This is a genomic window from Brevibacterium sp. FAM 27836 (assembly GCF_051351055.1).
GTDB lineage: Bacteria > Actinomycetota > Actinomycetes > Actinomycetales > Brevibacteriaceae > Brevibacterium.
The window spans coordinates 2,893,423-2,914,773 of record NZ_CP195711.1 but is presented as its reverse complement, the minus strand read 5'-3'; the positions used below and the strand labels follow the sequence as shown (position 1 = coordinate 2,914,773).

Genomic DNA, 21,351 nt, shown 5'->3' with positions numbered 1-21,351 from the left:
CCGACCGTGCGGTGAGCGGTCGGTCAGGAAGGCTGCCCGCGGACGATGTCGACCTGATGGTCGACGGGTCCGTGTGCCCCATCCGAGTCGAGGCTGACCTGCCAGCCCGCGGCCGAGCTGAGAGCCCGGGCGAGGAAATCCAGGGCATTGCTGACAGCATCGCCGAGGAGCTCGGACCCGATCTCGGGGGTGCCGGTCACGGCCGCTCCCGCGCCCCCGTTCGCCGATGCTGCGCGTTCACGGCCGAGGACGGCCACCTCGGCGGTGATTGCGGCCGAGAGGGTGCACCCGGTTCCGTGCGTGTTCGCGGTAGCCACGCGGGGGTGGGTGAACTCGCGGACCGAACCGTCCCGGGTGGCGAGGATGTCGGTGACGTCTCCGTCGCTGCCGTGCCCGCCCTTGAGGAGGACGGCGCCGGGCCCACGTTCGAGCAGGCGAAGCGCCTGGTCACGCATCTGGTCGGGGGTCTGCGCTTCGGGTTCGTCCTCGGACAGGAGCAGGGCCGCCTCGGGGAGGTTGGGAGTGATGAGGTCGGCCACGGGCAGCAGGTGGGTGCGGACCGCGTCGACGGCGTCAGACTCGAGGAGGCGATGGCCCGAGGTCGCGATCATTACCGGATCGACGGTGTAGAAGCCCAGCAGGCCTTCGGCGGCGCGGGCGACGACGAGGTCGACGAGGGATCGGCCGCCGAGCATCCCGGACTTCGCGGCGTCGACGGGCATGTCTTCGAGCACGGAGTCGAACTGGTCGGCGACGAAGTCATCGTCGATCGGGTAGACCCGAGACACCCCGTGCGTGTTCTGGGCGAGGAGGGCGGTGATGACGCTCGTGCCCAGGGTCTTGCGCGCGGTGAAGGTCTTGAGGTCGGCGTGGACTCCGGCTCCCCCGCTGGGGTCGGTGCCGGCGATGGTCAGGGTGATCGGCGGGCGCGTGCTCATGCCTGGCCGCCGGCGGTGCTGCCTGCGCTGTCCGCGCGGCCGTCGTGATCGCGTCCCGCGAATGCAGACAGCAGGTCTTCGGCGGCGGCCTTCGGATCATCGGCCAGGCAGATCGCCGAGACCACGCAGATCCCGATCAGCCCGCGTCCGCTCAGGTCAGGAGCTCGGTCGGCGGTGATTCCGCCGATCGCCACGGCGGGGATGCCGGCCTCTGCGACCAGTTCGCCGAGGCGGTCGGGTCCGATGCCGTCGGGTGCGTCGGCCTTCGTCGTGGTGTCATAGACCGGACCGATGCCGACGAGGTCGACGACGCCGGTGGCCCGGGCGGCGGCGAATTCGGCGCTGGTGGCGGCCGAGAGACCGATGAGCGGCGCCTCCCCCACAGCGGCGCGCACCTCGGTGACGGTGGTGTCGGTCTGGCCGACGTGGATGTGGATGGTCTCGCCCTCGTCGATGAGGCGGCGGGCCACCTCGACGCGATCGTTGAGGACGACGGGCACGATGCGGTCGGTGCCGCGGGTGGCGGTGTCGACGGCGGCGATGACCTGACGGGCGAGCGAGTAGAACTCGCCGTCATCGATGTCTTTGTCGCGGACCTGGACGATGCCGACTCCCCCGGAGACCGCGGCCTGGACCGTCTCGGCAACGGTGCGACCGGCCGCCTCACACTGGGCGGAGTCGGTGACGAGGTAGAGGCGGGTGTCGATGCCGACGAAGCGGTCGGTGTCAGCCGCGTTGCACAGATCGTCGGTGATGTGCGCGGATCCGGCGGTCATGCCCGCGCGCCTTCGTCCGCGGCGAGTGCGTCGAGGCTGACCCTGGCATGTGCGAGCCGGTCGCCGTCGACGCTGTGGAGTGCGTCGAGGAAGTTCACCGAGTAGCTGCCCGGTCCTTTGGCTCCCTCGGCGGCGTCTTCGCCGGCGACCGCGAAGTGGGCGTGGGCGGCGACGACGGCTTCGAACCTCGCCGAGGCGGCCTCACCGCTCGTGGTGTGTTCCGATGCGTTCACCGCCGAGGCGTCGGCGTCGGGATCGGCGAGTCCACCGCGGGCGGCGGCGAGGTAGGCGGCGGTGACGGCTCCGAGCGAGCAGCCGGTGCCGATGACCAGCGGCATGTATTCGTGGCCGCCGGCGATGCGGGCGACATGGTCGGCGCCGTCGATGTGGGCGACGATCGCGTCCGTGGGTCCGGAGACTGCGACGATCGCCCCGGTTTCTCGGGCCAGCTTCGCGGCGGCGGGAAGGACCGCATCGACGTCATCGGTGGAGTCGACTCCGCGTCCGCCGAGGCCGACTCCGGCCAGCGCGGCGATCTCGGAGGCATTGCCGCGGATGGCGGTCGGGTGGTCGGCGGCGGCACGACGGATGCGGGAAGTGCGGAAGTCGACGGCCCCGACGCTCACCGGATCGAGGACCCAGGGCTTGCTGGCCGCGTTGGCGACGTCGATGGCGGCATCGGCGGCGAGCAGCTGGTGGTTCGAGGCGGTGCCGAAGTTGATGAGGACGCCGCTGGCGATGCCGGCGAACTGCCCGGCGTCGGCTTCGTGGTCGAGCATCGCCGGGGAGGCACCGATGGCCAGGAGCACGTTGGCGCTGAATTGCTGCACGACGGTGTTCGTGATGCATTGGATGAGTGGATTGCTTGCACGCAGTCGCGCATTGGCAGAACGCAGGTCGAAGTCAACCATGACGATCCCTTCGCTAGTATGGCCCAGATCAGGTTCGATGGGTGTTCTCTCAGCCTCGCCGAACTCCGCGTGGACTTCTCGGCCCGAGCGGAACGTCATGAGGCACCCCATGTCATTGGCTTCGACTCTATCAGCCCCGTCGGACACGGGCGACCCCTCAGCTCCACCCCGGCACCTGCCAGCACCCATTCGTATCGGGTGCCTGTGTCAGTCAGTTCGGTGCGACCACTTCTCCTCCGGCATGCCCGGACCCTTCGAGGCGGTGACGGCGTCAGGTTCCTCACCACAGGCATCGCAGCGGATCGAACTATGCACCTCACCCGAGCAGTCATCGTGCCGGTAGATGATCGGCCGCCCGGCAGGGGCTTGCCAACGATCGCCCCAGTCGGTGAACGCGATGAGCACTCCGCGCAGATCACGCCCCTTGTCGGTGAGATGGTATTCGACCCCGCCGGACCCCGAGTCCCGGGACATGATCCCCGCCTCGACGAAGCCATCGAGCCTGGTCGTGAGCACATTGGTCGCCACTCCGAGCCGTTTCTGGAAGTCACCGAAGCGGGTGACTCCCGCGAACAGCGCATTCCTGATGATCAGCAGGCTCCACCGTTCGCCGACGATCTCGAGCGAGCGCGCAATGGAACACACTTCGTTGTCATACGTTCTGCCCAGCATGAGAATGATTCTACCTTGATACTTGCATGATGAAATCAGGCGTGGGATCATCACTTCACCAACTTGTTTGATACAAGTTGCGATCGGCAGACAACGGCAAAGGAGCCTCGCCATGACCACAGCACATCCCACATCTACGCCCGACGCAATGTCATCGTCGGATTTCACCTTCACCTATGAGGTGCCGCAGTCACCGCAGGAGGTCTACGCCGCCGTGACGAATGTGCGGGGCTGGTGGTCGCAGCGCATCGACGGCGCGACCGACCGCCTCGGCGAATTCGTCTATACGGTGCCGCAGATCCACACCACTCGCGTGCAGGTCACCGAACTCGTCCCCGGCGAACGCGTCGTTTGGAGGATCCTCGACAATCGTTTCGGAGCGGGTGAGGACGTCGATGAATGGGCCGGGACGACCGTGCGCTTCGACATCGAACCGGCCGGCTCCGGTGCCCAGCTGACCTTCACCCATGTGGGGCTGACCCCGATGCTGGCCTGCCATGAGGGCTGCGCACAGGGGTGGACGCGCAATGCCCACGACAGCCTTCACCGGCTCATCACCACGGGCGCGGGAGACCCGATCACTCCGGCAGTCGAAGCGAGTCTGCTCTCCGACGCCTGACCGCCGGACCATACCCGAGGACGGACGGCTCTCGGCTAACCGCGGCCGACGTACCTCTGGCCGCGGCGGCTGAGTGCGTCGATGACGACGGCGGTGAGCAGGACGAGCGCGGTGATGATCTGCTGCGCATCGGAGTTGAAGCCGATGAGGTAGAGGCCGTTGTTGATGGCGCCGACGACCAGCGCACCGAGCACGGCCGCCCACGCGGTTCCGCGGCCGCCGAAGAGCGAGGTGCCGCCGATGACGGCTGCGGCGATCGCGTTGAGCAGGTCCTGCGTGCTCACCAGCGTCGATCCGGCGTTCGTCGTCACACCGGTTTTGACGAAGCCGAAGAGCGCTGCGAGCACGCCGGCGGCCATGAATACGCTGATGCGCACCCAGGTCACTCGGATGCCGGCGCGTCGGGCCGCCTCGACCTTGCCGCCGACGGCGTAGATCGAACGGCCGTAACGGGTCTTGCGCAGCACGAGATCGATGCCGATGGCGATGACCATCATGAGGAAGAACGGCATCGCCAGGCCGAAGTCCTGGTTGACGAGGACGAGGAACCCGAACACGATCGCGGTCAGCAGCACGATGCGCACGATCACCGAGGTCCAGCTCGGTGCATTGAGTCCCTCGCGGTGACGGCGCAGTTTCGAGTAGATGATGCCTGCTCCGAAGCCGATGATCGCGATCGCCCCGAACACATAGGCCCAGACCGCCGGGAAGTAGTAGCTGGCGAAATCGAAGGCGAAGGTGTCCGACATCGACAGGTTCTTCTGTGTACCCAGGGTCGTCAGCGTCAGACCGGTGAAGGCGAGCAGGCCGGCCAAGGTCACGACGAAGGCTGGGATGCCGACGACGGCGAAGAACCATCCCTGGATCGCACCGACGACGAGGCCGAGCAGCAGCATGATGATCAGCGCGATCGCCGGCGGCACACCCTGCCTGACCACGAGCACACCGAGCAGGGAGGCGGCCAGGCCGCCGAGCTGCGCAAGCGAGAGGTCGATCTCGCCGAGCAGCAGGATGAGGTTGATGCCCAGTGCCAGGATCGCGAGGAATGCGACCTGCGTCGAGAGGTTGACGAGGTTGGCCGGGGAGATGAAATTGCTGTCGGCGGTCTGGAAGACGATGACGATGACGACGAGGGCGAGGATGACCGGGAATGACCCGAGCTGGCCCTCTTTGACGCGGCGGATGAATGTGCTGACGATGCCTTCGGACGAGATCCGCTCATCGGTGATGAAGGAATTGCGGGTCATCGACGCTCACCCCTTCGTGCTGCGCGTTTGGTCACAACGTTGTCGCTGGCTCCGGTGATCGCTGCCACGAGCACATCGGTGCGTTCGTCTCCCGGGAAGTCGCCAGCGTCTTTGCCCAGACGCAGCACGTGCACCCGGTCGCACACCGCCTGCACATCGGCCATGTTGTGGCTGACGAGCAGCACCCCGAGGTCGCGTTCCTTGAGCCGTTCGATGAGGTTGAGCACCTCGGCGGTCTGCGCCACACCGAGCGCCGCAGTCGGCTCATCGAGCATGACCAGCGAAGGTTCGCCGAGGAGGGACCGGGCGATCGCGACCGTCTGCCGCTGACCGCCGGAGAGGGCGGCGATCGGTACGCGCACGCTCGGGATCTTCGCCGACAGGCTGCGCAGCAGCTCCCAGGACTTCGCTTCCATGGACACCTCGTCGAGGACTCCGCTGCGGGTCTTCTCGTGCCCCAGGAAGAGGTTGGCCACGACGTCGAGGTTCTCGCACAGGGAGAGGTCCTGGAACACGGTGGCCACTCCGGCCTTCTGCGCATCCTTCGGCGAGGAGAACTTCTGCGCCGCCCCATTGATGAGGAGTTCGCCCTCATCAGCACCGTGGACTCCGGCAATGACCTTGATCAAGGTCGATTTGCCGGCACCGTTGTCGCCGACGAGTCCGACGACTTCGCCGCGGCCGACGGTGAGATGGATATCGGTCAGAGCCTGGACGGCGCCGAACCGCTTGTTGATTCCGCGCAGTTCGAGCACGGTGTCCGTTCCGCTTCCCGGCGCCCACGCTTCTGCGGGAGCCGGTTCGGGTGTCTCAGATGTCATCTGTTCCTACTTGTCGCTGTCGATGACCTCGCCGGCCGGCGACCGAGGTGGTCGCCGGCACGAGGTCGGGCCTTGCGCGCGGCTTTGCGCACGGGTTATTTCACGCCTGCTTCGTCGCAGAGCTTCTCGACGTTTCCGGAGCAGATGTCGGAGGCCTTGATCTGATCACCGACGATGTCCTTGATGTTGTCCTTGGTGACAACCTTCGCCTCGACGAAGTCCGTCGGGGTGTCCTTGTACGTCGTGCCCGCATCGACATCCTCACCGCCGGCCAGAGCGATCGCGGCTTCAGCGGCGAATTCGGCCTGCGGTGGGATCGACTTGTAGATCGTGGCGTACTGGTCACCCTTGAGGATGTTCTGCAGTCCGTCGACCTCGGCATCCTGGCCGGTGATCACCGGATCGACCTTTGCCTTCTTCGTCGCGGCGATGACGCCGCCGGCGGTGCCGTCGTTGGCCGAGTAGATCGCGATCGGTTCCTCACCCTTGCCCTGCAGCTGGCCCTCGACCCACTGGCGAGCGTCGTCGGGGTTCCAGTCGAGGGTGTCGTGGCTGGCCGCGATGTCGACGCCCGCGCCCTTGAGGGTCTCTTCGGCACCGGCCTTGAAGTCCGCGGCGTTCGGGTCCTTCGGGTCGCCGTTGACCATCCACACCGGTCCCGACTTCGGATCGACGCCGGCATCCTTGAGTCCGTCGAGGACGGCCTGTCCCTGCAGGTTGCCGATCTTCTTGTTGTCGAAGGAGGTGTAGTAGTCGGCTCCGTCGAAGAAGCGGTCATAGGCGATGACCGGAATCTTCTTCGCTTCAGCCTTCGACAGCGCCGAGGCCACAGCCGAGGCGTCGACGGGGTCGAGGACGATGGCGTCGACGCCTTCGGTCACCGCGGCTTCGACCTGCTGTTGCTGCTGAGTCGCATCCTGGTTGGCGTTGCGGTATTCGACCTTGGCATCAGGGTTGGCTTCGACGACGTACTTCTCGAAGTTCGGTTTGTCAAGCGACTCATACCGAGTGGTCTTCGACTCCGGCAGCAGGAGCGCGATGGTGACGTCCCCGTCGCCTCCGGAACCGCTGTCGGCTTCGTCGTTGCCCTGGCCCTTCTGATTGCCGCAGCCGCTGAGCGCGAGGGCGCCGATCGCGACCGAGGCACCGAAGAGGGCCAGCTTCCTGTGGGACTTAAGGTTGTGCCTCATTGTGAACCTTTCAATCATTCTGACAACGTTGTCAGGCTGATGAATATGATTCGCTGATCGGACCCCGGTGTCAACTGTTTCGCGGCAGAATTCTTCCTCGCGCCTCAGGTCGTTCCTCACCGCTGCCACGTGCGATGACCTGGACCGGAAAGACATCTTGTCCCTTTTCTCCCCCGTCACCGAGGCGGCCGCCACGTACACCGGCACGGTCGCCGAGGCGGCCGTCGTCCTTCCCGTGCGCACCCCGCAGTCGTCGGACCGCCTCGGCGGCCATCGCCTCGACATCACGGTCGACGACCGTGACGTCGAGGAGTTCGGCGGTGGGGAAATCGTCGATGCCGACGAGTGCCGGCCATTCGTCGAGTCGGCGGCAGGCGTCGATGGCTCCTTGGGTGAGTGTGCCCGAGAGGGTGATGAGCGCGCTCGGGGCGCTGCGGGAGCCGAGCCAGGCGGCGACGACGTTCTTCGCGCTCGCTTCGTCATGGGCGTCTTCGCGCACGTAGGCCCGCCAACCGACGTCGTGGCGGCCGGCGAATGCGGAGCGGATTCCTTCGAGCCGGCGGGTGGTGATGATGCTCGTCGAGTGATCACCGATGACCCCGAGGGCGATGTGCCCGTGGTCGAGCAGCTGTTGGGCGGCCCGGAATCCGGCGGCGATCTCGTCACCGGCGACGATGCCGATCCCCTCGCCGCGGACCCCGGGGTCGAAAGACACGATCCGTGTGCCGGAGGTGGACGCGGCGCGGGTGTAGATTCCGGTCGCTTCAGGATGGGACCGCACGACGATGAGGCCGGACAGGTCGCTGGCGAGGCTCTCGTCGAGGAAGGTTTCCTCACGGTCGGGATCGTCGCCGGTCACGGTCACCACCGGGCGCAGATCGATGGCCGAGAGTTCCGCCTCGAGCGCTGCGAAGACCCTCGCCTGATACGGGTCGTCGGCGCTGGAGAGGACGACACCGACATAGGGTGAGCGCCCGCCGGCGCGCAGCCTGCGGGCCGTGGGGTTGAGGCGGAATCCGAGTTCCGCGGCAGCCTCTTCGACTTTCTCCGCGGTCGCCTGAGCGACATGCTTCTCCCCGTTGAGGACACGGGAGGCGGTCTTGATGCTCACACCGGCGCGCGCAGCGACTGTGGCCAGGGTCGGCCGATCGTTCCGCTTCGCCATGACCACACCTTTGAGTCGACCAGTTGCTTCAGTACTTGGACCGCGGCCGAGTCCAGCAGCCGCTGGACTGATGATAGCCGTACGTACCGATCGTACGAAGATGTGAGCAGGCAATTGAGCGTGGTGCGCCGAGCCGTGATCACGACCAGTTGGGTCAATGGCTGGCTTCTCAGACTGTTTTCAAAGGCAAAGACTCGCCGAGGCGGGCCCGGTCACGGTGCCCCACCTCGGCGAGCTTGGTGGTCGTCCTGCTCAGCGTGCCACAGGGTTGGGCATGGTGCCGGCGTAGAGCAGGGATTCGGCTTGGTTGCCGATGTCGACCATCAGCTTCGTGTTCCGCAGCTGCAGGCGGTTGAGGCAGGAGTGGGCGAAGCGTTCAGCACGCAGATCGACGTCCCCGCTGACCCCGCGGGCATGCTCCGGGTGATCGGATTCGTAGCCGTCGAGCACCTCGGCGACCACCGTCCAGAACCGTTCGGCACTGAGCAGACCGTCGGTGTCGAGGATCCCCGACAGGTGGCGCAGGACTCCGTCGAACATGTCGGTGAACACCGACAGCGCCTTCTCCTCCCCGGGCACGAGGGCGCGAATGCGTTCGACATCGGCGGGCAGTTCTCGGTGGCCGAGCACGGCGACCTCCTCGCCGATGTCCTTCATGAACGCCCCGGTGACCGTGTGCTCGTCGAGGACGAGGATGAGATTCTCCCCGTGCGGCATGAAGACGAGGTCGTGAGCGAGCAGTGCATGGACGAGCGGATACAGGTACGCCCGCAGGTAGCTGCGCACCCAGTCGGCGGGCTCCTGCCCCGAGGCGCGGATGAGCTCGCCGGCGAAGGAACGGCCCTCGTGGTCGCGGTGGAGCAGAGCGGCCATGGTGATGAGCTTCTGGCCCGGGGCGATCTGGGCGACGGGGTTCTCTCGCCAGAGAGCGGCGAGCATCTTCCGGTGCGGGTTCGTCTCCTTCGTCTGGTGGTAGACGTCCCCCGTGTAGCCGAGCGCGGCGCGTTCCCGCAACACTCGGAATCCGGTCTTCGCGAAGGTGTCGTCGGAGCCGATGAGGGTGGCGACCCAGTCATTGATGGCCGGGGTGTCACGCATGTACTTCGGCGACAGTCCGCGCAGGAACCCCATGTTCTGTACGGCGAGCGCGACTTTCACATACGGGGCGTCGGCGCGCGAATGGTTGAAGAAGGTCCGCAGGGACTGCTGTGCCTGGTGCTCATCGTCACCGTCGCCGAGCGGCAGCAGGTCTCCGCGGGCGATGTCCGCGGCGAAGGTGATCGCCAGCCGGTGATCGGCCTGCCAGGGGTGGATCGGCATGAGGTGGAAGTCCGCCGGATCCTGCCCGGTCGCCCGGATGCGGGAGTCGAAGCGTTCCCGTTCGGTCTCGCTGAGCGCCTCGCCGAGGTGGCCCGCCTCGTCGAGTCCTTCACCGAGGGAGAGGTGGCTGTGATCGCGTCTCACGGCCACCCATTCGATGTGGTTGAGTTCCCCGTTCTCCGGCGCCCACTTCCGGAAGTCGCTGAGTCCGAAGCCGATGCGACCGTTGTTCGCAAGGAATCCGGGGTGACCTTCGGTCATGGCCGCCTCGGTGGTCTGGAAGTCCGAATCGACGAGGGCACGGGCATTGGGCCGACGTCCGGCCCGGGCGTCCTCGAGCTTGTAGGCGGCCCCGGCCAGGGTCGAGGCGAGTTCTTCGAGGTAGGTCGAGATGAGGTCCTCGGGGATGGAGAGTGCGTCCTGGAGTTCGACGACGAGTTCCTGCGCGTCGAGCGGAACCTCGGTCTCGCCGTGCCACCGGCTGATGCTGTCTGCGTCGATGGCCCAGTGTTCGAGCGGGAGCACGCGGGCGGTGAAGGTGTAGCGTGCGGCCCCGTCGATGTTCAGTTCCCACCGGCGATCCTCTTCGCCCCGCACCTCTTCGATCTGTACGGGGGTGATGAGTCGTTCGTGAGCGAATTCGGACAGGGCTTTGGCGACGAGGTGGCGCTGCACGACGGAGAACGCGTCGGCGTTGAGGTGGGCGTAGGCAGTCGGTGCCGTCTCATCGCCCCGGTCCCGAGGGGATTCTCCGAGATTCCGACCGGCATGCGCGCCCGAGTGTTCGCCGACGAGCGGGGCGAGCGCACTGGCGTCGAAGTCGGCGCGGGTGCACGCACTCACGAGGGCTCGTTTCTCGATCTCGCCCATCATGATCGTCGCCTCGGTCACCGGGGTGAATCCGGCGGCCCGGTTCTTCTCGATGATCGCGGCGTTCCGTGCATCGGGTTCGACGACCACGCGGGTGCCACCGCGTCCGCCGGCATCGACCGGGCGCAGGCAGAAGTCGATGACCTCGGCCATGATGCGGTCGGTGAGTCCGTGCACGGCCGATCCTGCCGGTGGTGCGACGAGCAGGTGCATCCCGATATCACCGGGCCCGGTGGCCAGGACCTTCTGCGGGATGAGGCTGTCCGGGGCGTAGGTCTCGATGTAGAAGCAGTCGCTGCCGTCGACGGAGCCGACCCAGCCGTTGTCCTCCGCGGAGTCGCGGATTCCTTCCAGGTAGGCCCGGACTCCTGCCTCGTCGAGGTCGGTCATCATCCAGTACTGGGCACGCGGATGAGTGAGCCATTCGCAGAGCTGCGCGGTGTCCCGGTCGACGTCGAGCGCTCGGATGGTCACCCTCGCCGAGGCGGCCGTGAGCTTCACGGTCGAGTCCTCGGTCGCGGTCGCATCCTCGGCGGTCGCAGTCGAGGCCGCATCTGCGGTCGTGGTCGCGTCCTCGGCGGTCGGGGTCGGGGCAGTGATGAGTTCGATGGTCATGCGTGTGACATCTCCTTGGAGTCGTCGAAGGCGAAAGCGGCAGCGGGCACGGCATCGGATTCGTCCGCGGGTACCCCGAAGGTCTGGAAGGCGATGCGGTTCTCGATCAGATAGGGTTCTCGACCGGTGACCGCGGCCAGCACCACCGAGGCCCGCCATGGCCCGAACCCGAGGTCGGGGGCGGTGACTCCGTGGGTGTGCTCTTCGCCGCCTACGACGTGGATGGTGCCCTCGTCGTTGATCGTGTAGTGGCGGCTGACGTCGAGGCGGCCCCGCGAGTCCAGCCGCACCTCTGCCCCGAGCGGTGTCAGGAAGCCCGGCACCTGCGATTTGTATCCAGTGGCCGCAATCACTGCACGGGATCGTCGGGTGAAGGTCTTGTCCAGTGCCGTATTCCGGAAACCGAGGAGGTATTCTCCGCTCATCGGGTCGATCTCAGCGGTTTCGAGTTCGGCTTCGCAGATGAGGTTCGTGAGCAGTTCGCGTCCTCCGCGGCTGAGCCGATAGAGGGTGTCGTGGATGTCGTCGACGAGGTCGGCCGAGATGCCCTTGTACAGGGTGCGCTGCTCTCGACCGACGCGTTCACGCAGCTCATCGGGCAGGGCGCGGAAGTGGTCGGTGTATTCCGGGGAGGTCATCTCGAGAGTGAGCTTCGTGTACTCCATGGGGAAGAACCTCGGTGAGCGGGTCACCCAGTCCAGTCGCACCCCGCGGTTCTCGGCGTCGTCGATGAGGTCGCGGTAGATCTCGGCGGCCGACTGTCCGCTGCCGACGATCGTGATGGCACCCGATTGAAGCAGCGCCTCTCGGTTGTCGAGGTACTCGGCGGTGTGGATGAGGGGCCCGGTCGATGCGAAATCGTCCTCTTCCGCCAGTCCCCGCAGGGCCGGCGGCAGCACCGGCTGGGTGCCCACCCCGAGCACGAGGTGCCGGGCGCGGTAGGTTTCGGTCGTCACGATCTCACCGGAGTCGTCGGTCATCTCGGCGAGGGCGGTGAACACACCATCCTCCCTGGTCACGGACACAACGCGGCGGTTCCACTGCAGCGAATCCAGCTGGGCGGCGACCCAGCGGCAGTATTCGTCGAACTCGGCCCGCAGGGGGTAGAAGGATTCGCGGATGTAGAAGGGGTAGAGCCGCCGGCGCTCCTTGAGGAAGTTGAGGAACGAGTACGGCGAGGTCGGGTCGGCCATGGTGACGAGGTCGGCGAGGAACGGCACCTGGATGGTCGAGCCTTCGATCATCATGCCCGGGTGCCAGCGGAACTCGGGCCGTTGGTCGACGAACACCGCGTCGACGTCGTCGAGCGGTTCGGCCAGTGCGGCGAGTCCGAGTCCGAAGGGCCCGATGCCGACGCCGAGGATGTCGTAGATCCTGTGGGTGTCGTGGATGTCCTGGGACTGTGCACTCATGCTGCGCCTCCTTCGGTGGTGATGTGCCGTCCGGCGAGGATTCCGTGCCCGGTGGCGCGGACGAGGTCGAGGACCGCGGTAATGTCATCGATGCTGGTGTCGGGGTTGAGCAGGGTGACTTTGAGCCAGGGTCTGCCGTCGATCGTCGTGCGGGCGACGGCGGCACGGCCGGAGCGGAAGAGGACGCGGCGGAAGAGCGGGACGAGTTCGTCGGCCGTGTGCTGGTCCGCGGTGTACGGGGTGAAGCGGAAGAGCACGGTGGACAGGTCGGAGTCGCCGAGCACCTCGAAATCGGCTTGAGCCTCGAGCAGCTGCCGGACTTCGGTCGCGAGGTCGCAGACGGTGTCGATCATCGTCCCGATCTCGTCTGCTCCGCGGGCACGCAGCGTCGTCCAGAGCTTGAGCGCATCGAAGCGGCGGGTGGTCTGCAGAGACTTGTCGACCTGATTCGGTTCCGCATCGTCGGCCTGTGCTTCGGCTTCGGGATTGAGGTAGTCGTGGTGGTGGATCGTCGGCGCGAACAGGGCCGCATCCCTGACCAGCAGCGCCGAGGACGACACCGGCTGGAAGAACGTCTTGTGGAAATCGATGGTCACCGAGGCGGCCCTGCCGATTCCCTCGAGCAGGTGTGCTCGGCGCGGGGCCCAGAGCAGGCCGCCGCCGTATGCGGCGTCGACGTGCAGCCACACGTTCGCCGATTCGCACACCTCGGCGATGGACTTCAGGGGGTCGATGACGCCGAGGTCGGTGGTGCCTGCGGTGGCGACGACGGCCATCGGGGTCGCGTCGTTCGCGTCGATCGACAGCAGGCTCGCATTCAGCGCTTCGGCGTCCATGCGCCCGGTCGCGTCGGTCGGGACGGTGACGACCGCCTCGGCGTCGAGTCCGAGGAGGAAGGCTGCGCGGGAGACGGAGAAGTGAGCCTGGTCGGTGGCGAGGATCCGCAGACGGGAGAGCAGTTCCAGGCGGGTCGACGGGGAGGAGCCGCCTCGGCGGGTTTCGGCGTCATCGGATCCGCCGCGGTCGGATTCGTCGGCGTGAGCGGTCAGTCCGGTTAGGACGTTTTCGCGGGCGAGGAACAGCGCGTGGAGGTTCGATTGGGTACCTCCGGAGGTGAAGATTCCGTCACCGTCGGCGAACCCGAGGTGGCCGCAGGTCCAGTCGATGAGGCGCCGCTCCATGAGGGTCGCGACCTCGGACTGGTCGTAGGTGTCGACCGAGGTGTTGATGGCCGCGAGCATCGCTTCGGCGGCGACGGCGGGCACTGCGACCGGGCAGTTGAGGTGGGCGACGTAGCTGGGGTGGTGGAACCACACGGCGTTGTCGGCATAGAGCGCGTCGGCTTCGCGCAGCGCCTCGGCGTTGCCGACTCCGGCCGTGTCGAGGTCGACGGCGTCGACGGCGGCCTGCAGCCCCGATCGATCTTTCGCCGAGACTGCCCTGGCCGTGGTGCGGAATCGTTCGCCGAGTGCGTCGATGACGCTGTGCATGAGAGCTGAGTACTCGTCTGCACTGTGGGCACCGAGCAGGGCGTCGGTGCGGGGATTGTCGGGGGTATGAAGGGGTGCTGCGGCGGGTGCCGATTCGGTCTCGGAGAGCAGAGAAGTCGTCACTGTGAGGTTTCCTCCTTCGATGTACGAACAGCGGATCACGGCTCGCATTAGGGAAACCTACCCTAACTGTCTGCGTTTCCGAAGAGCCTGTGACCTGGGATGACAACTACGGGCGTCGCTTGCCCATCTCGCATGAGGGCACCCTCCCCTGAATTCACGCGGCAAGGAACCCGTCCGCACTACGGGTGCATGGGGACCAAAAGTCACAGCGTGGTGTCTGTCACACCTGCGCGTTTCGTCCAGCATTGTGAGACATTCGAGGCGGATGCAGCTCCTGAGTTCCGGACGCCTCGCGGGGAGTCTCAGCACAGAATCCCGCCCGGATCGTCCGAGATTCGACTCGCGACCCGCTGCCCACCAAAAATAGGTCGCTATCGGATACTCCTGTCGCCGGAAAGCATCCGATGCTGACCTAGATTTGCCGCTCGCGACCGCACACCCAAGAAGCCGCAGCCTCCGCGCAAACGCGGAAGCTGCGGCTTCTCATCGACCAGAGACCCCTCCGTCAGAGGTGCCTGCCTACGTCACTTCACGACGTAGTTCGGGGCCTCCACGGTCATCTGAATGTCGTGCGGGTGGCTTTCCTTCAGGCCCGCAGTGGTCAGCCGGACGAACTTGCCCTTGGACTTGAGCTCGTCGATGGTGCGTGCACCGACGTAGAACATCGTCTGGCGCAGGCCTCCGGTGAGCTGGTGGGCGACCTGCTTGAGCAGTCCGCGGTAGGCGACACGGCCCTCGATGCCCTCGGGGATGAGGTCGGTGTCGGTGGCGATATCGGCCTGGAAGTAGCGGTCTTTCGAGTACGACTTGCCGTGGCGCGGAGCCATCGCGCCCAGCGACCCCATGCCGCGGTAAGCCTTGTACTGCTTGCCGTTGATGAAGATGAGCTCGCCGGGCGACTCGTTGCAGCCGGCCAGCAGGGATCCGAGCATGACGGTGTCGGCGCCGGCGACCATAGCCTTGCCGATGTCTCCGGAGTACTGGAGTCCGCCGTCGCCGATGACCGGGACACCTGCGGCGCGAGCGGCCTGGGCTGCCATGTGGATGGCGGTGACCTGTGGGACGCCGACTCCGGCGACGACACGGGTGGTGCAGATCGAGCCGGGTCCGACTCCGACCTTGACGGCGTCGACACCGGCATCGATGAGTGCCTGCGCGCCGTCCTTCGTGGCGACATTTCCGCCGATGATCTGGACGTTTGCGAAGGCCGGATCGGACTTGATCGTCTTGATCATGTCCGTGACACCCCGGGCGTGACCGTTCGCGGTGTCGACGACGAGAACGTCGACTCCCGCCTCGGCGAGCATTCCGGCGCGCTCGTAGGCGTCGCCGTAGAACCCGACGGCGGCACCCACGCGCAGGCGACCTTCGTCGTCCTTCGTGGCCAGCGGGTATTCCTCGGTCTTGACGAAGTCCTTGACGGTGATGAGGCCCTGGATGACATTGTCGTCATCGACCAAGGGCAGCTTCTCGACCTTGTGCTCGGCCAGCAGTTCGAAGGCCTTCTCGGCGGAGACGCCGACGGGTGCGGTGACCAGCGGCATCTTCGTCATCGTCTCGGCGACGGTGCGGGTGGGGAATTCGCTGCGGGTGACGAAGCGCAGGTCGCGGTTGGTCACGATGCCGACGAGCACGTTGTTCTCATCGACGACGGGCAGGCCGGAGATGCGGTAGCGGCCGCAGATCTCGTCGAGCTCTTCCAGAGTCTTGTCCGCGGTGATCGTCAGCGGGTCGTTGATCATGCCCGATTCGGAGCGCTTGACGTAGTCGACCTGCTTGGCCTGATCCTCGGCCGAGAGGTTGCGGTGGATGATGCCCAGTCCGCCGATGCGGGCCATGGCGATGGCCATACGGGATTCGGTCACGGTGTCCATGGCCGCGGAGACGAGCGGGATGTTGAGCTCGATCTCCTTGGTCAGCCGGGTGGCGGTGGAGGCTTCTGAGGGGATGACATCGGTGTCGCCTGGCAGGAGGAGGACATCGTCGTAGGTGAGTCCCGTGAGGGAGAACGGATCGTTTGCGGCCTGTGATTCCTGCTCAGGATTTCCCATGAAGACAGCCTTTCGACGCGAAGATACGGTGGCTCAATGGTATCGGAGCCCGACAGGTGCCCGCCACGGGTGCAAACACCGAGCACTGTGAGACTGACTACACGACCGGCAGCGGTTGTCCGCGCTCACCGGCCAACGCCTCTGTAGCCTGGAGTCATGATCAAGACTCGTGAGATCCGCATGTTTCCCGACCACGGACACCGCTGGCCGCTGTGGGGCGATGTGCTGCATGACGAACTGTGCCTCGAGCCGTCTGACCTCGATCTCTCAGATGAGCTGATTCTGGACCTCCGGGCGCTCTATGACTTCTGGGAGCGCCATGACACCAGCTGCTGGACGACTCCGACAGCAACAGGGTGGGACACGAACGAGAATATGCGAGTGTGGGAACTGGCCGAGGCCGAAGCGAAGCGACGTCTGGCAGATGAGGTCGCCCAGTACGGCATCACCGTCGAGGCGCGCTGATGCACTAGCGCCCCTCGCCCACGGACCGTGCGAGGTCGAGCGTCGAGGCTTCGGAGTCGTCGAGGTGGATGCGCAGCAGCCCTTCGGCACCCTGCCGGTCTCCGGACTTCATCTTCTCGAAGATATCGCGGTGCGGGTTGGCCCAGTGTGAGTGGTACTTCCCCGGCTCCGGCGAGCGCGAGAACGTCGTCGACAGCCGGGCCATGAGGTTGAGGTAGAACTCGTCGAGCAGCGGGGATCCGAGCAGGCCGACGATCGCGCGGTGAAACGAGGCCGAATGCTCTTGTGCATCGGCCCAGGTCTCGTTCTTCGGCGCGGTCTCGGCGCGGATGACGGAGGCTTCGACGGCGGCCATCGCCTCATCGGTGGCGTCCTGGGATTCCTGGACGGCACGGATCTCGAAGACTCGGCGGGCACGGTAGAGGTCTTTGAGCTCGTCGATGCCGAAGGTGGAGACGAAGAATCCGCGGTTGGGCTCCTGGGTGAGCAGTCCGGCGTGGCGCAGCAGGCTCAGAGATTCGCGCGCGGTGTTGCGCGAAACGTTGAATTCCTTGGCCAGGGCACCATCGCGGACCGGGCTTCCGGCCGGGTATTCGCCATTGGTGATGCGGGTCCGGACAAGGGCGACGATGGCCTCTGAAGTGCAGCCGGGGGCATGTGGACTCATGGCACCAGGCTACCGTGTTCAGCCGGATTCGGAGCGGAATGCGGCGGGATCGAGTTCGAGATCGGTGGTGAAATGACGTGGACGCCCGGTGAGCGGATCCGCGAACGCGAGCTCCGCGGCCAGCAGCTGCAGCGGTGAACTGAAGTCATAGGGGTCCGGCGCGAGGTCGACCGGATAGACCGGATCACCGAGGATGGGCAGCCCGAGCGCGTTCATGTGCACCCGCAGCTGGTGGGTCTTGCCCGTGAACGGCTCGAGTTCGTACTCGGCGATCGCTTCCCCTCGCCGAGGCGGCCGTGCACTATCCGTTGACCGTTGGGGTTCCGGGTCGTGGGCAGGCAGGTCCGGTGAGCAAGTGGTTCGGACCAGCCGGATGCGGCTGAGTGCGTTCGCCTCCCCCTCGGTTTCGAGAACCTGCCTGGCGCCGACGGGCTTGACCAGGCGGGATCTCCTCTCAAGAGGAAATTCCAACTCCGCTGGCGGTGCCGGGGCCAGGGCGCGGTAGGTCTTGCGCACCGTGCGATCTTGGAACAGGCGTTGGTAGCGGCCGCGGGTCTCCGGCCGTTTGGACAGGACGAGGAGACCGGCGGTGATGCGGTCAAGACGGTGGATGGCCACGAGGTCGGGTTGGTCGAGGTCGACGCGCAGGCGGGTGACGACGCACTCGCGGACAAAGCGTCCGTTCGGGGTGCTCGCGAGGAAGTGGGGTTTGTCGACGACGAGGAGGTCCTCGTCCTCGAAGACGGTGCCGACTTCGAAGGGGATTCGCTCTTCGGGCGGAACCGGGCGGTGGAAGAAGTAGAACCCGCCGGGGATGACTGGGTCGTCCCAGCCCACCGGCAGCCCCGCCTCGTCGCGCATGTCTCCATCGGTCAGCAGGGTGCGGCGGGATTCGGGGGCCGCCTCGGGGAATTCGGTCTCGAGCCACTGCCCGATCGTGTCGGGAACGGGCAGGTGATTCTTCGCGTGGGTGGCCTTCCCACCCGGGGCGCGCAGTGCGGTCGCCGAGATGCCGTCTCGAGGCGGAAGCGGACTGCGGGGCATGGGCCCAGTCTAGGCGTTCGGAGGATGGCCCGACTGCAGCCTCGGTCGCACCCGCATTCTTTGGCTGCGGCGCGCACTTCTTCCGACGATTCCCGCAAATCTCCGAGGCGGCTTCCGATTCTTCGCGGGACACCCCCTATGGTGGGAGGCATGGACCACACCGAACTGACGGAGAAGTTCTTGAGGGATAGAGTCGTCACTCCGGTCGTTCTCGGCATATTCGCCGACGACGAATGGGAGAGTGTCGCATTGGAGAACGACGTGGACGACGATCGGATCGTCATTGCCAGAGTCGTCGTCTGCGGGGAGGCCGTCGAAGTCGTCCTCGACTATCCGGGAAACACGGAGAGTGTCTTCGAGATGCAGCAGCGGCTCGTCGAAGAGTTCAAAGCCTTCATCGAGCGGTCCGAATTCGGTGCGCATCGCACCTCGGAGTCGGACACGTTCAACACCCGACGCACCCCGAATGCGGTGACCCGCACTCCCCGACCGAACTTCCTCGGTCCCTCGGAGTGCACTCAGCGTCGTCGCCGCTATCAGGGTCGGGTCATGCGCATCGATCGTCGCCGCTGCGTCTCCGCCCACCGTCGCAGCTGAGACCGACCGAACCGCTCGTACACGAAGCCTGCGGCGCTTATGCCCGCTCGACGAGGAAGTCGATGTCGACGCCGTCCGGCAGAGCACCGTATTCGCGGCCCCGCTCGGCACCGAGGCGGGCGGCCGCAAAGCTTGATGCCACCTCGGCGGGAGCGGATTCGAAGAGGATCGCCGCCTGCATGAGCAGCGCCATCTTCTCCACGAGCACCCGGCCGCGCGCCTGCAGCGCCGCCTGGGCGGATGCCTCTCCGCTCTCAAGGTCCTGCACCGCGGTCTGCAGCGACCGGGCCAGCGACTCATAGGCCGCATCGAAGTCCGCGTGCTTGCCGAGCCCGGTTTCGAGGAAGCCGAGGAAGGTCTTCGCGCTCCGCGGTTCGCGGGCCAGTGCGCGCAGCACGTCGAGGACGATGACGTTGCCGGAGCCTTCCCACACCGCCATCACCGGCTGTTCCCGGTAGCGGCGGGCCAGCGGGAAGGACTCGGTGTAGCCGTTGCCGCCGAGGCACTCGAGAGACTCATAGGCATGTTCGGGTCCGCGTTTGCAGATCCAGTATTTGCCGACGGCCGTCGCCAGTCGGCGGAAGTCAGCCGCCTCGGCGCTGTCATCGTCGTACGCGGCGGCCAGGTGCAGCGCCGTGTAGGTCGCCGCTTCGGCTTCGAGCTGGAGGTCGGCGATGACGGCGCGCATGAGCGGCTGGTCGATGAGCGTGGCACCGAAGGCCGCGCGTCCGCGAGCATGCCAGACCGCCTCGGCGACGCATTGGCGCATGCCCGCGGCCGACCCGAGCACGCAGTCGAGTCGGGTCTGAGCCACCATTTCGATGATCGTGCGCACGCCCTTGCCGGCCTCGCCGAGCAGCCATCCGTCGGTGGCGTCGAACTCGATTTCGGACGAGGCATTGGACTTGTTGCCGAGCTTGTCCTTGAGCCTTTGGATGCGCACGGTGTTGAGCGCTCCCCCGGGCAGGACGCGGGGCACGACGAAGCAGCTCGGGCCCTCATCCAACTGGGCGATGACGAGGAATGCGTCGGATTGCGGGGCTGAGCAGAACCATTTGTGGCCTGTGATGAGGTGGTGGTCGCCGGAGGGCACCGCATAGGTGGTGTTCGCGCGGATGTCCGATCCTCCCTGCTTCTCCGTCATCGCCATCCCGAAGATCACGGCGGATTTCGTCGCCGGGTCGATTCGGCGCGGGTCGTAGCCGGATGCTGTCGCGCGCGGTTCCCAGAACTCGGCGAGGGCGGAATCGGCGCGCAGGCTCGGCACGACGGCATGCGTCATCGACACCGGGCAGGCGTGGCCGGGTTCGATCTGGGAGAAGAGCATGAATCGCACGGCTCGTTCGACGTTGGCGCCCGGCCCGGGATGCGTCCACGCATACGAGTGGGCTTCCGCGTCGAGGGCATCGCCGATGATCCGGTGGTAGGCGGGGTGGAATTCGATCTCGTCGATGCGGTTGCCCCAGTCGTCGTGGGTGTGCAGCGCGGGTCCGTGCACGTTGGCCAGGCGAGCATCGTTGATGAAGTCCGCGCTGCCGACGAGCGCGCCGATGCGCTCGAGATCATCTGTCGCAGCGTTCGGCGCATAATGGGCGAGCGCATCGACGAGGGCCCGGTTGAGCGTGAATTCGTTGATGTCTCGCCGAGGCGGCGCCTGGTTGAACACAGTATGCGTCGTCCGCGGCGTGGTGGGGTCTGCGGTGGCCCGGGTTGGGCTGGGGTCTGCGGTGGTGGTCATGGTTCTCCTAGTGCGGATCGGGTGAAGGCAGTCAATGCGGTGATGAGCGCCGTGATCTCTTCGGGGCGGGGATTCGGGGAGGCCGGGTCGAGAATGTCGACGAGGTTCTCTCCGATGCTGCCGACGATGGACCGGGCAGCCACCTCGGCGGGGATGGCCGCGGCAACGGTCTCGGCTCTGCGCGCCTGCTCGAGTCCGGCGGCGATGGCGGTGACGTAGCCTCGCCGCAGCCGAAGTCGTTCGCTCTGCACCGGCTCAGGCACCTCTTCGAGGAGCAGGGCGTAGGCGAGCCGGCGCCCGGCGACGGCGCGGCGGACGAAGACCTCGACGGTCGACTCCGCGACCTCGGCGACGGTGGAAGCCGCGGCCACCGTGTCTTCGATGACGGCCAGTTCGTGACCGGCAGCCTGGGCGAAGACGAGCCGCAGGAGCTCCTCGCGGTTGGTGAAGTACGTGTAGATCGAGCCGGCGCTGCAGTCGGCCTCACCGGCGACAGCGGCCACGCTCGCCGAGGCGAATCCCCCGCGGGCGATGACATGCCGAGCGGCGCGTTCGATAGCGGCCCGACGCGCTTGCGCATTGGCGCGGGTGCGCGTCGTTTCGCGATAGGCCATACTCAC

Annotated in this window: 19 protein-coding genes and 1 riboswitch; of the genes, 3 read left to right on the top strand and 16 right to left on the bottom strand. The window is 66.4% G+C overall.

The features are described from left to right. Positions 1-23: 23 nt before the first annotated feature. The 4 genes from thiD to ACSE4D_RS13030 all read right to left on the bottom strand — a co-directional run bounded on the left by thiD (position 24) and on the right by ACSE4D_RS13030 (position 3,297). Entirely contained in the window at positions 24-938 is a 915-nt protein-coding gene (gene thiD / locus ACSE4D_RS13045) for a bifunctional hydroxymethylpyrimidine kinase/phosphomethylpyrimidine kinase (RefSeq protein WP_135540290.1), read from the bottom strand. Continuing rightward, the gene (gene thiE / locus ACSE4D_RS13040; RefSeq protein ID WP_135540292.1) at positions 935-1,714 is read right to left on the bottom strand and encodes a thiamine phosphate synthase; all 780 of its coding nucleotides are present in this window, start codon (positions 1,712-1,714) and stop codon (positions 935-937) included. Before thiE ends, thiD begins: the two co-directional genes overlap by 4 nt. Continuing rightward, positions 1,711-2,625 carry a hydroxyethylthiazole kinase gene (gene thiM / locus ACSE4D_RS13035; protein ID WP_135540295.1) on the bottom strand — a complete coding sequence of 305 codons (915 nt, stop codon included), beginning with the start codon at positions 2,623-2,625 and terminating at the stop codon, positions 1,711-1,713. The genes thiE and thiM overlap by 4 nt, the downstream gene beginning before the upstream one ends. Next, positions 2,613-2,745: riboswitch (TPP riboswitch) on the bottom strand. Its footprint overlaps the gene before it by 13 nt. An 87-nt stretch (positions 2,746-2,832) precedes the next feature. Then, a complete protein-coding gene (locus ACSE4D_RS13030) occupies positions 2,833-3,297 on the bottom strand; it encodes a winged helix-turn-helix transcriptional regulator (RefSeq protein ID WP_135540298.1) in 465 nt (154 codons plus the stop codon). Between the two features lie 112 nt (positions 3,298-3,409). On the opposite strand from ACSE4D_RS13030, the gene ACSE4D_RS13025 reads away from it, so the two are divergent. Then, entirely contained in the window at positions 3,410-3,916 is a 507-nt protein-coding gene (locus tag ACSE4D_RS13025) for an SRPBCC family protein (protein WP_135540300.1), read from the top strand. Between the two features lie 35 nt (positions 3,917-3,951). Here ACSE4D_RS13025 and ACSE4D_RS13020 read toward each other — a convergent pair whose 3' ends face one another. The 8 genes from ACSE4D_RS13020 to guaB form a co-directional block, all read right to left on the bottom strand. Beyond that, positions 3,952-5,163, bottom strand: coding sequence for a sugar ABC transporter permease (locus tag ACSE4D_RS13020; protein ID WP_135540302.1), 1,212 nt, complete (start codon positions 5,161-5,163; stop codon positions 3,952-3,954). Beyond that, positions 5,160-5,984: an ATP-binding cassette domain-containing protein gene (locus ACSE4D_RS13015; RefSeq protein ID WP_135540305.1), complete on the bottom strand. Its 825-nt coding sequence runs from the start codon at positions 5,982-5,984 to the stop codon at positions 5,160-5,162. Before ACSE4D_RS13015 ends, ACSE4D_RS13020 begins: the two co-directional genes overlap by 4 nt. A gap of 95 nt (positions 5,985-6,079) precedes the next feature. Then, positions 6,080-7,174, bottom strand: coding sequence for a substrate-binding domain-containing protein (locus ACSE4D_RS13010; protein ID WP_135540308.1), 1,095 nt, complete (start codon positions 7,172-7,174; stop codon positions 6,080-6,082). Positions 7,175-7,244: 70 nt separating this feature from the next. Further along, complete coding sequence (locus ACSE4D_RS13005; RefSeq protein WP_135540310.1) at positions 7,245-8,339, bottom strand: LacI family DNA-binding transcriptional regulator; 1,095 nt, start codon at positions 8,337-8,339, stop codon at positions 7,245-7,247. A 252-nt stretch (positions 8,340-8,591) separates the two neighbouring features. Further along, positions 8,592-11,144: a GNAT family N-acetyltransferase gene (locus tag ACSE4D_RS13000; RefSeq protein WP_135540312.1), complete on the bottom strand. Its 2,553-nt coding sequence runs from the start codon at positions 11,142-11,144 to the stop codon at positions 8,592-8,594. Beyond that, positions 11,141-12,556, bottom strand: coding sequence for a lysine N(6)-hydroxylase/L-ornithine N(5)-oxygenase family protein (locus ACSE4D_RS12995; protein ID WP_135540314.1), 1,416 nt, complete (start codon positions 12,554-12,556; stop codon positions 11,141-11,143). Before ACSE4D_RS12995 ends, ACSE4D_RS13000 begins: the two co-directional genes overlap by 4 nt. Next, the gene (locus ACSE4D_RS12990) at positions 12,553-14,169 is read right to left on the bottom strand and encodes a pyridoxal phosphate-dependent decarboxylase family protein (RefSeq protein WP_426937288.1); all 1,617 of its coding nucleotides are present in this window, start codon (positions 14,167-14,169) and stop codon (positions 12,553-12,555) included. The genes ACSE4D_RS12995 and ACSE4D_RS12990 overlap by 4 nt, the downstream gene beginning before the upstream one ends. 524 nt (positions 14,170-14,693) lie before the next feature. Then, positions 14,694-16,220, bottom strand: a complete 1,527-nt coding sequence (guaB, locus tag ACSE4D_RS12985; RefSeq protein WP_135540318.1) for an IMP dehydrogenase — start codon at positions 16,218-16,220, stop codon at positions 14,694-14,696. A gap of 156 nt (positions 16,221-16,376) precedes the next feature. On the opposite strand from guaB, the gene ACSE4D_RS12980 reads away from it, so the two are divergent. Beyond that, positions 16,377-16,685, top strand: a complete 309-nt coding sequence (locus tag ACSE4D_RS12980; RefSeq protein WP_135540320.1) for a hypothetical protein — start codon at positions 16,377-16,379, stop codon at positions 16,683-16,685. Between the two features lie 4 nt (positions 16,686-16,689). On the opposite strand, the gene ACSE4D_RS12975 is transcribed toward ACSE4D_RS12980, so the two are convergent. Together ACSE4D_RS12975 and ACSE4D_RS12970 are read right to left on the bottom strand one after the other, a co-directional pair. Beyond that, on the bottom strand, positions 16,690-17,352 hold the full coding sequence (locus tag ACSE4D_RS12975; RefSeq protein ID WP_135540324.1) for a GntR family transcriptional regulator: 663 nt from the start codon (positions 17,350-17,352) through the stop codon (positions 16,690-16,692). A gap of 18 nt (positions 17,353-17,370) precedes the next feature. Beyond that, complete coding sequence (locus ACSE4D_RS12970; protein WP_135540327.1) at positions 17,371-18,396, bottom strand: pseudouridine synthase; 1,026 nt, start codon at positions 18,394-18,396, stop codon at positions 17,371-17,373. Positions 18,397-18,546: 150 nt separating this feature from the next. Between ACSE4D_RS12970 and ACSE4D_RS12965 the strand changes: the two genes are divergently transcribed. Further along, complete coding sequence (locus tag ACSE4D_RS12965; RefSeq protein ID WP_135540329.1) at positions 18,547-18,993, top strand: hypothetical protein; 447 nt, start codon at positions 18,547-18,549, stop codon at positions 18,991-18,993. 37 nt (positions 18,994-19,030) lie between these two features. On the opposite strand, the gene ACSE4D_RS12960 is transcribed toward ACSE4D_RS12965, so the two are convergent. Together ACSE4D_RS12960 and ACSE4D_RS12955 are read right to left on the bottom strand one after the other, a co-directional pair. Further along, a complete protein-coding gene (locus tag ACSE4D_RS12960) occupies positions 19,031-20,731 on the bottom strand; it encodes an acyl-CoA dehydrogenase family protein (RefSeq protein WP_436326075.1) in 1,701 nt (566 codons plus the stop codon). Next, entirely contained in the window at positions 20,728-21,345 is a 618-nt protein-coding gene (locus tag ACSE4D_RS12955) for a TetR family transcriptional regulator (protein ID WP_425120247.1), read from the bottom strand. The genes ACSE4D_RS12960 and ACSE4D_RS12955 overlap by 4 nt, the downstream gene beginning before the upstream one ends. Between the last annotated feature and the right edge of the window lie 6 nt (positions 21,346-21,351).

Excerpts from the sequence above, each read along its gene's own strand:
- ACSE4D_RS12960 (WP_436326075.1), bottom strand. The coding sequence starts at position 20,731 with ATGACCACCACCGCAGACCCCAGCCCAACCCGGGCCACCGCAGACCCC.
- ACSE4D_RS13030 (WP_135540298.1), bottom strand. The coding sequence starts at position 3,297 with ATGCTGGGCAGAACGTATGACAACGAAGTGTGTTCCATTGCGCGCTCG.
- ACSE4D_RS13020 (WP_135540302.1), bottom strand. The coding sequence starts at position 5,163 with ATGACCCGCAATTCCTTCATCACCGATGAGCGGATCTCGTCCGAAGGC.
- ACSE4D_RS13000 (WP_135540312.1), bottom strand. The coding sequence starts at position 11,144 with ATGACCATCGAACTCATCACTGCCCCGACCCCGACCGCCGAGGACGCG.
- ACSE4D_RS12995 (WP_135540314.1), bottom strand. The coding sequence starts at position 12,556 with ATGAGTGCACAGTCCCAGGACATCCACGACACCCACAGGATCTACGAC.
- ACSE4D_RS12965 (WP_135540329.1), top strand. The coding sequence starts at position 18,547 with ATGGACCACACCGAACTGACGGAGAAGTTCTTGAGGGATAGAGTCGTC.
- ACSE4D_RS12980 (WP_135540320.1), top strand. The coding sequence starts at position 16,377 with ATGATCAAGACTCGTGAGATCCGCATGTTTCCCGACCACGGACACCGC.
- thiE (WP_135540292.1), bottom strand. The coding sequence starts at position 1,714 with ATGACCGCCGGATCCGCGCACATCACCGACGATCTGTGCAACGCGGCT.
- ACSE4D_RS12975 (WP_135540324.1), bottom strand. The coding sequence starts at position 17,352 with ATGAGTCCACATGCCCCCGGCTGCACTTCAGAGGCCATCGTCGCCCTT.
- thiD (WP_135540290.1), bottom strand. The coding sequence starts at position 938 with ATGAGCACGCGCCCGCCGATCACCCTGACCATCGCCGGCACCGACCCC.
- ACSE4D_RS13005 (WP_135540310.1), bottom strand. The coding sequence starts at position 8,339 with ATGGCGAAGCGGAACGATCGGCCGACCCTGGCCACAGTCGCTGCGCGC.
- ACSE4D_RS12955 (WP_425120247.1), bottom strand. The coding sequence starts at position 21,345 with ATGGCCTATCGCGAAACGACGCGCACCCGCGCCAATGCGCAAGCGCGT.
- ACSE4D_RS13025 (WP_135540300.1), top strand. The coding sequence starts at position 3,410 with ATGACCACAGCACATCCCACATCTACGCCCGACGCAATGTCATCGTCG.
- ACSE4D_RS12970 (WP_135540327.1), bottom strand. The coding sequence starts at position 18,396 with ATGCCCCGCAGTCCGCTTCCGCCTCGAGACGGCATCTCGGCGACCGCA.
- ACSE4D_RS13015 (WP_135540305.1), bottom strand. The coding sequence starts at position 5,984 with ATGACATCTGAGACACCCGAACCGGCTCCCGCAGAAGCGTGGGCGCCG.
- thiM (WP_135540295.1), bottom strand. The coding sequence starts at position 2,625 with ATGGTTGACTTCGACCTGCGTTCTGCCAATGCGCGACTGCGTGCAAGC.
- ACSE4D_RS13010 (WP_135540308.1), bottom strand. The coding sequence starts at position 7,174 with ATGAGGCACAACCTTAAGTCCCACAGGAAGCTGGCCCTCTTCGGTGCC.
- guaB (WP_135540318.1), bottom strand. The coding sequence starts at position 16,220 with ATGGGAAATCCTGAGCAGGAATCACAGGCCGCAAACGATCCGTTCTCC.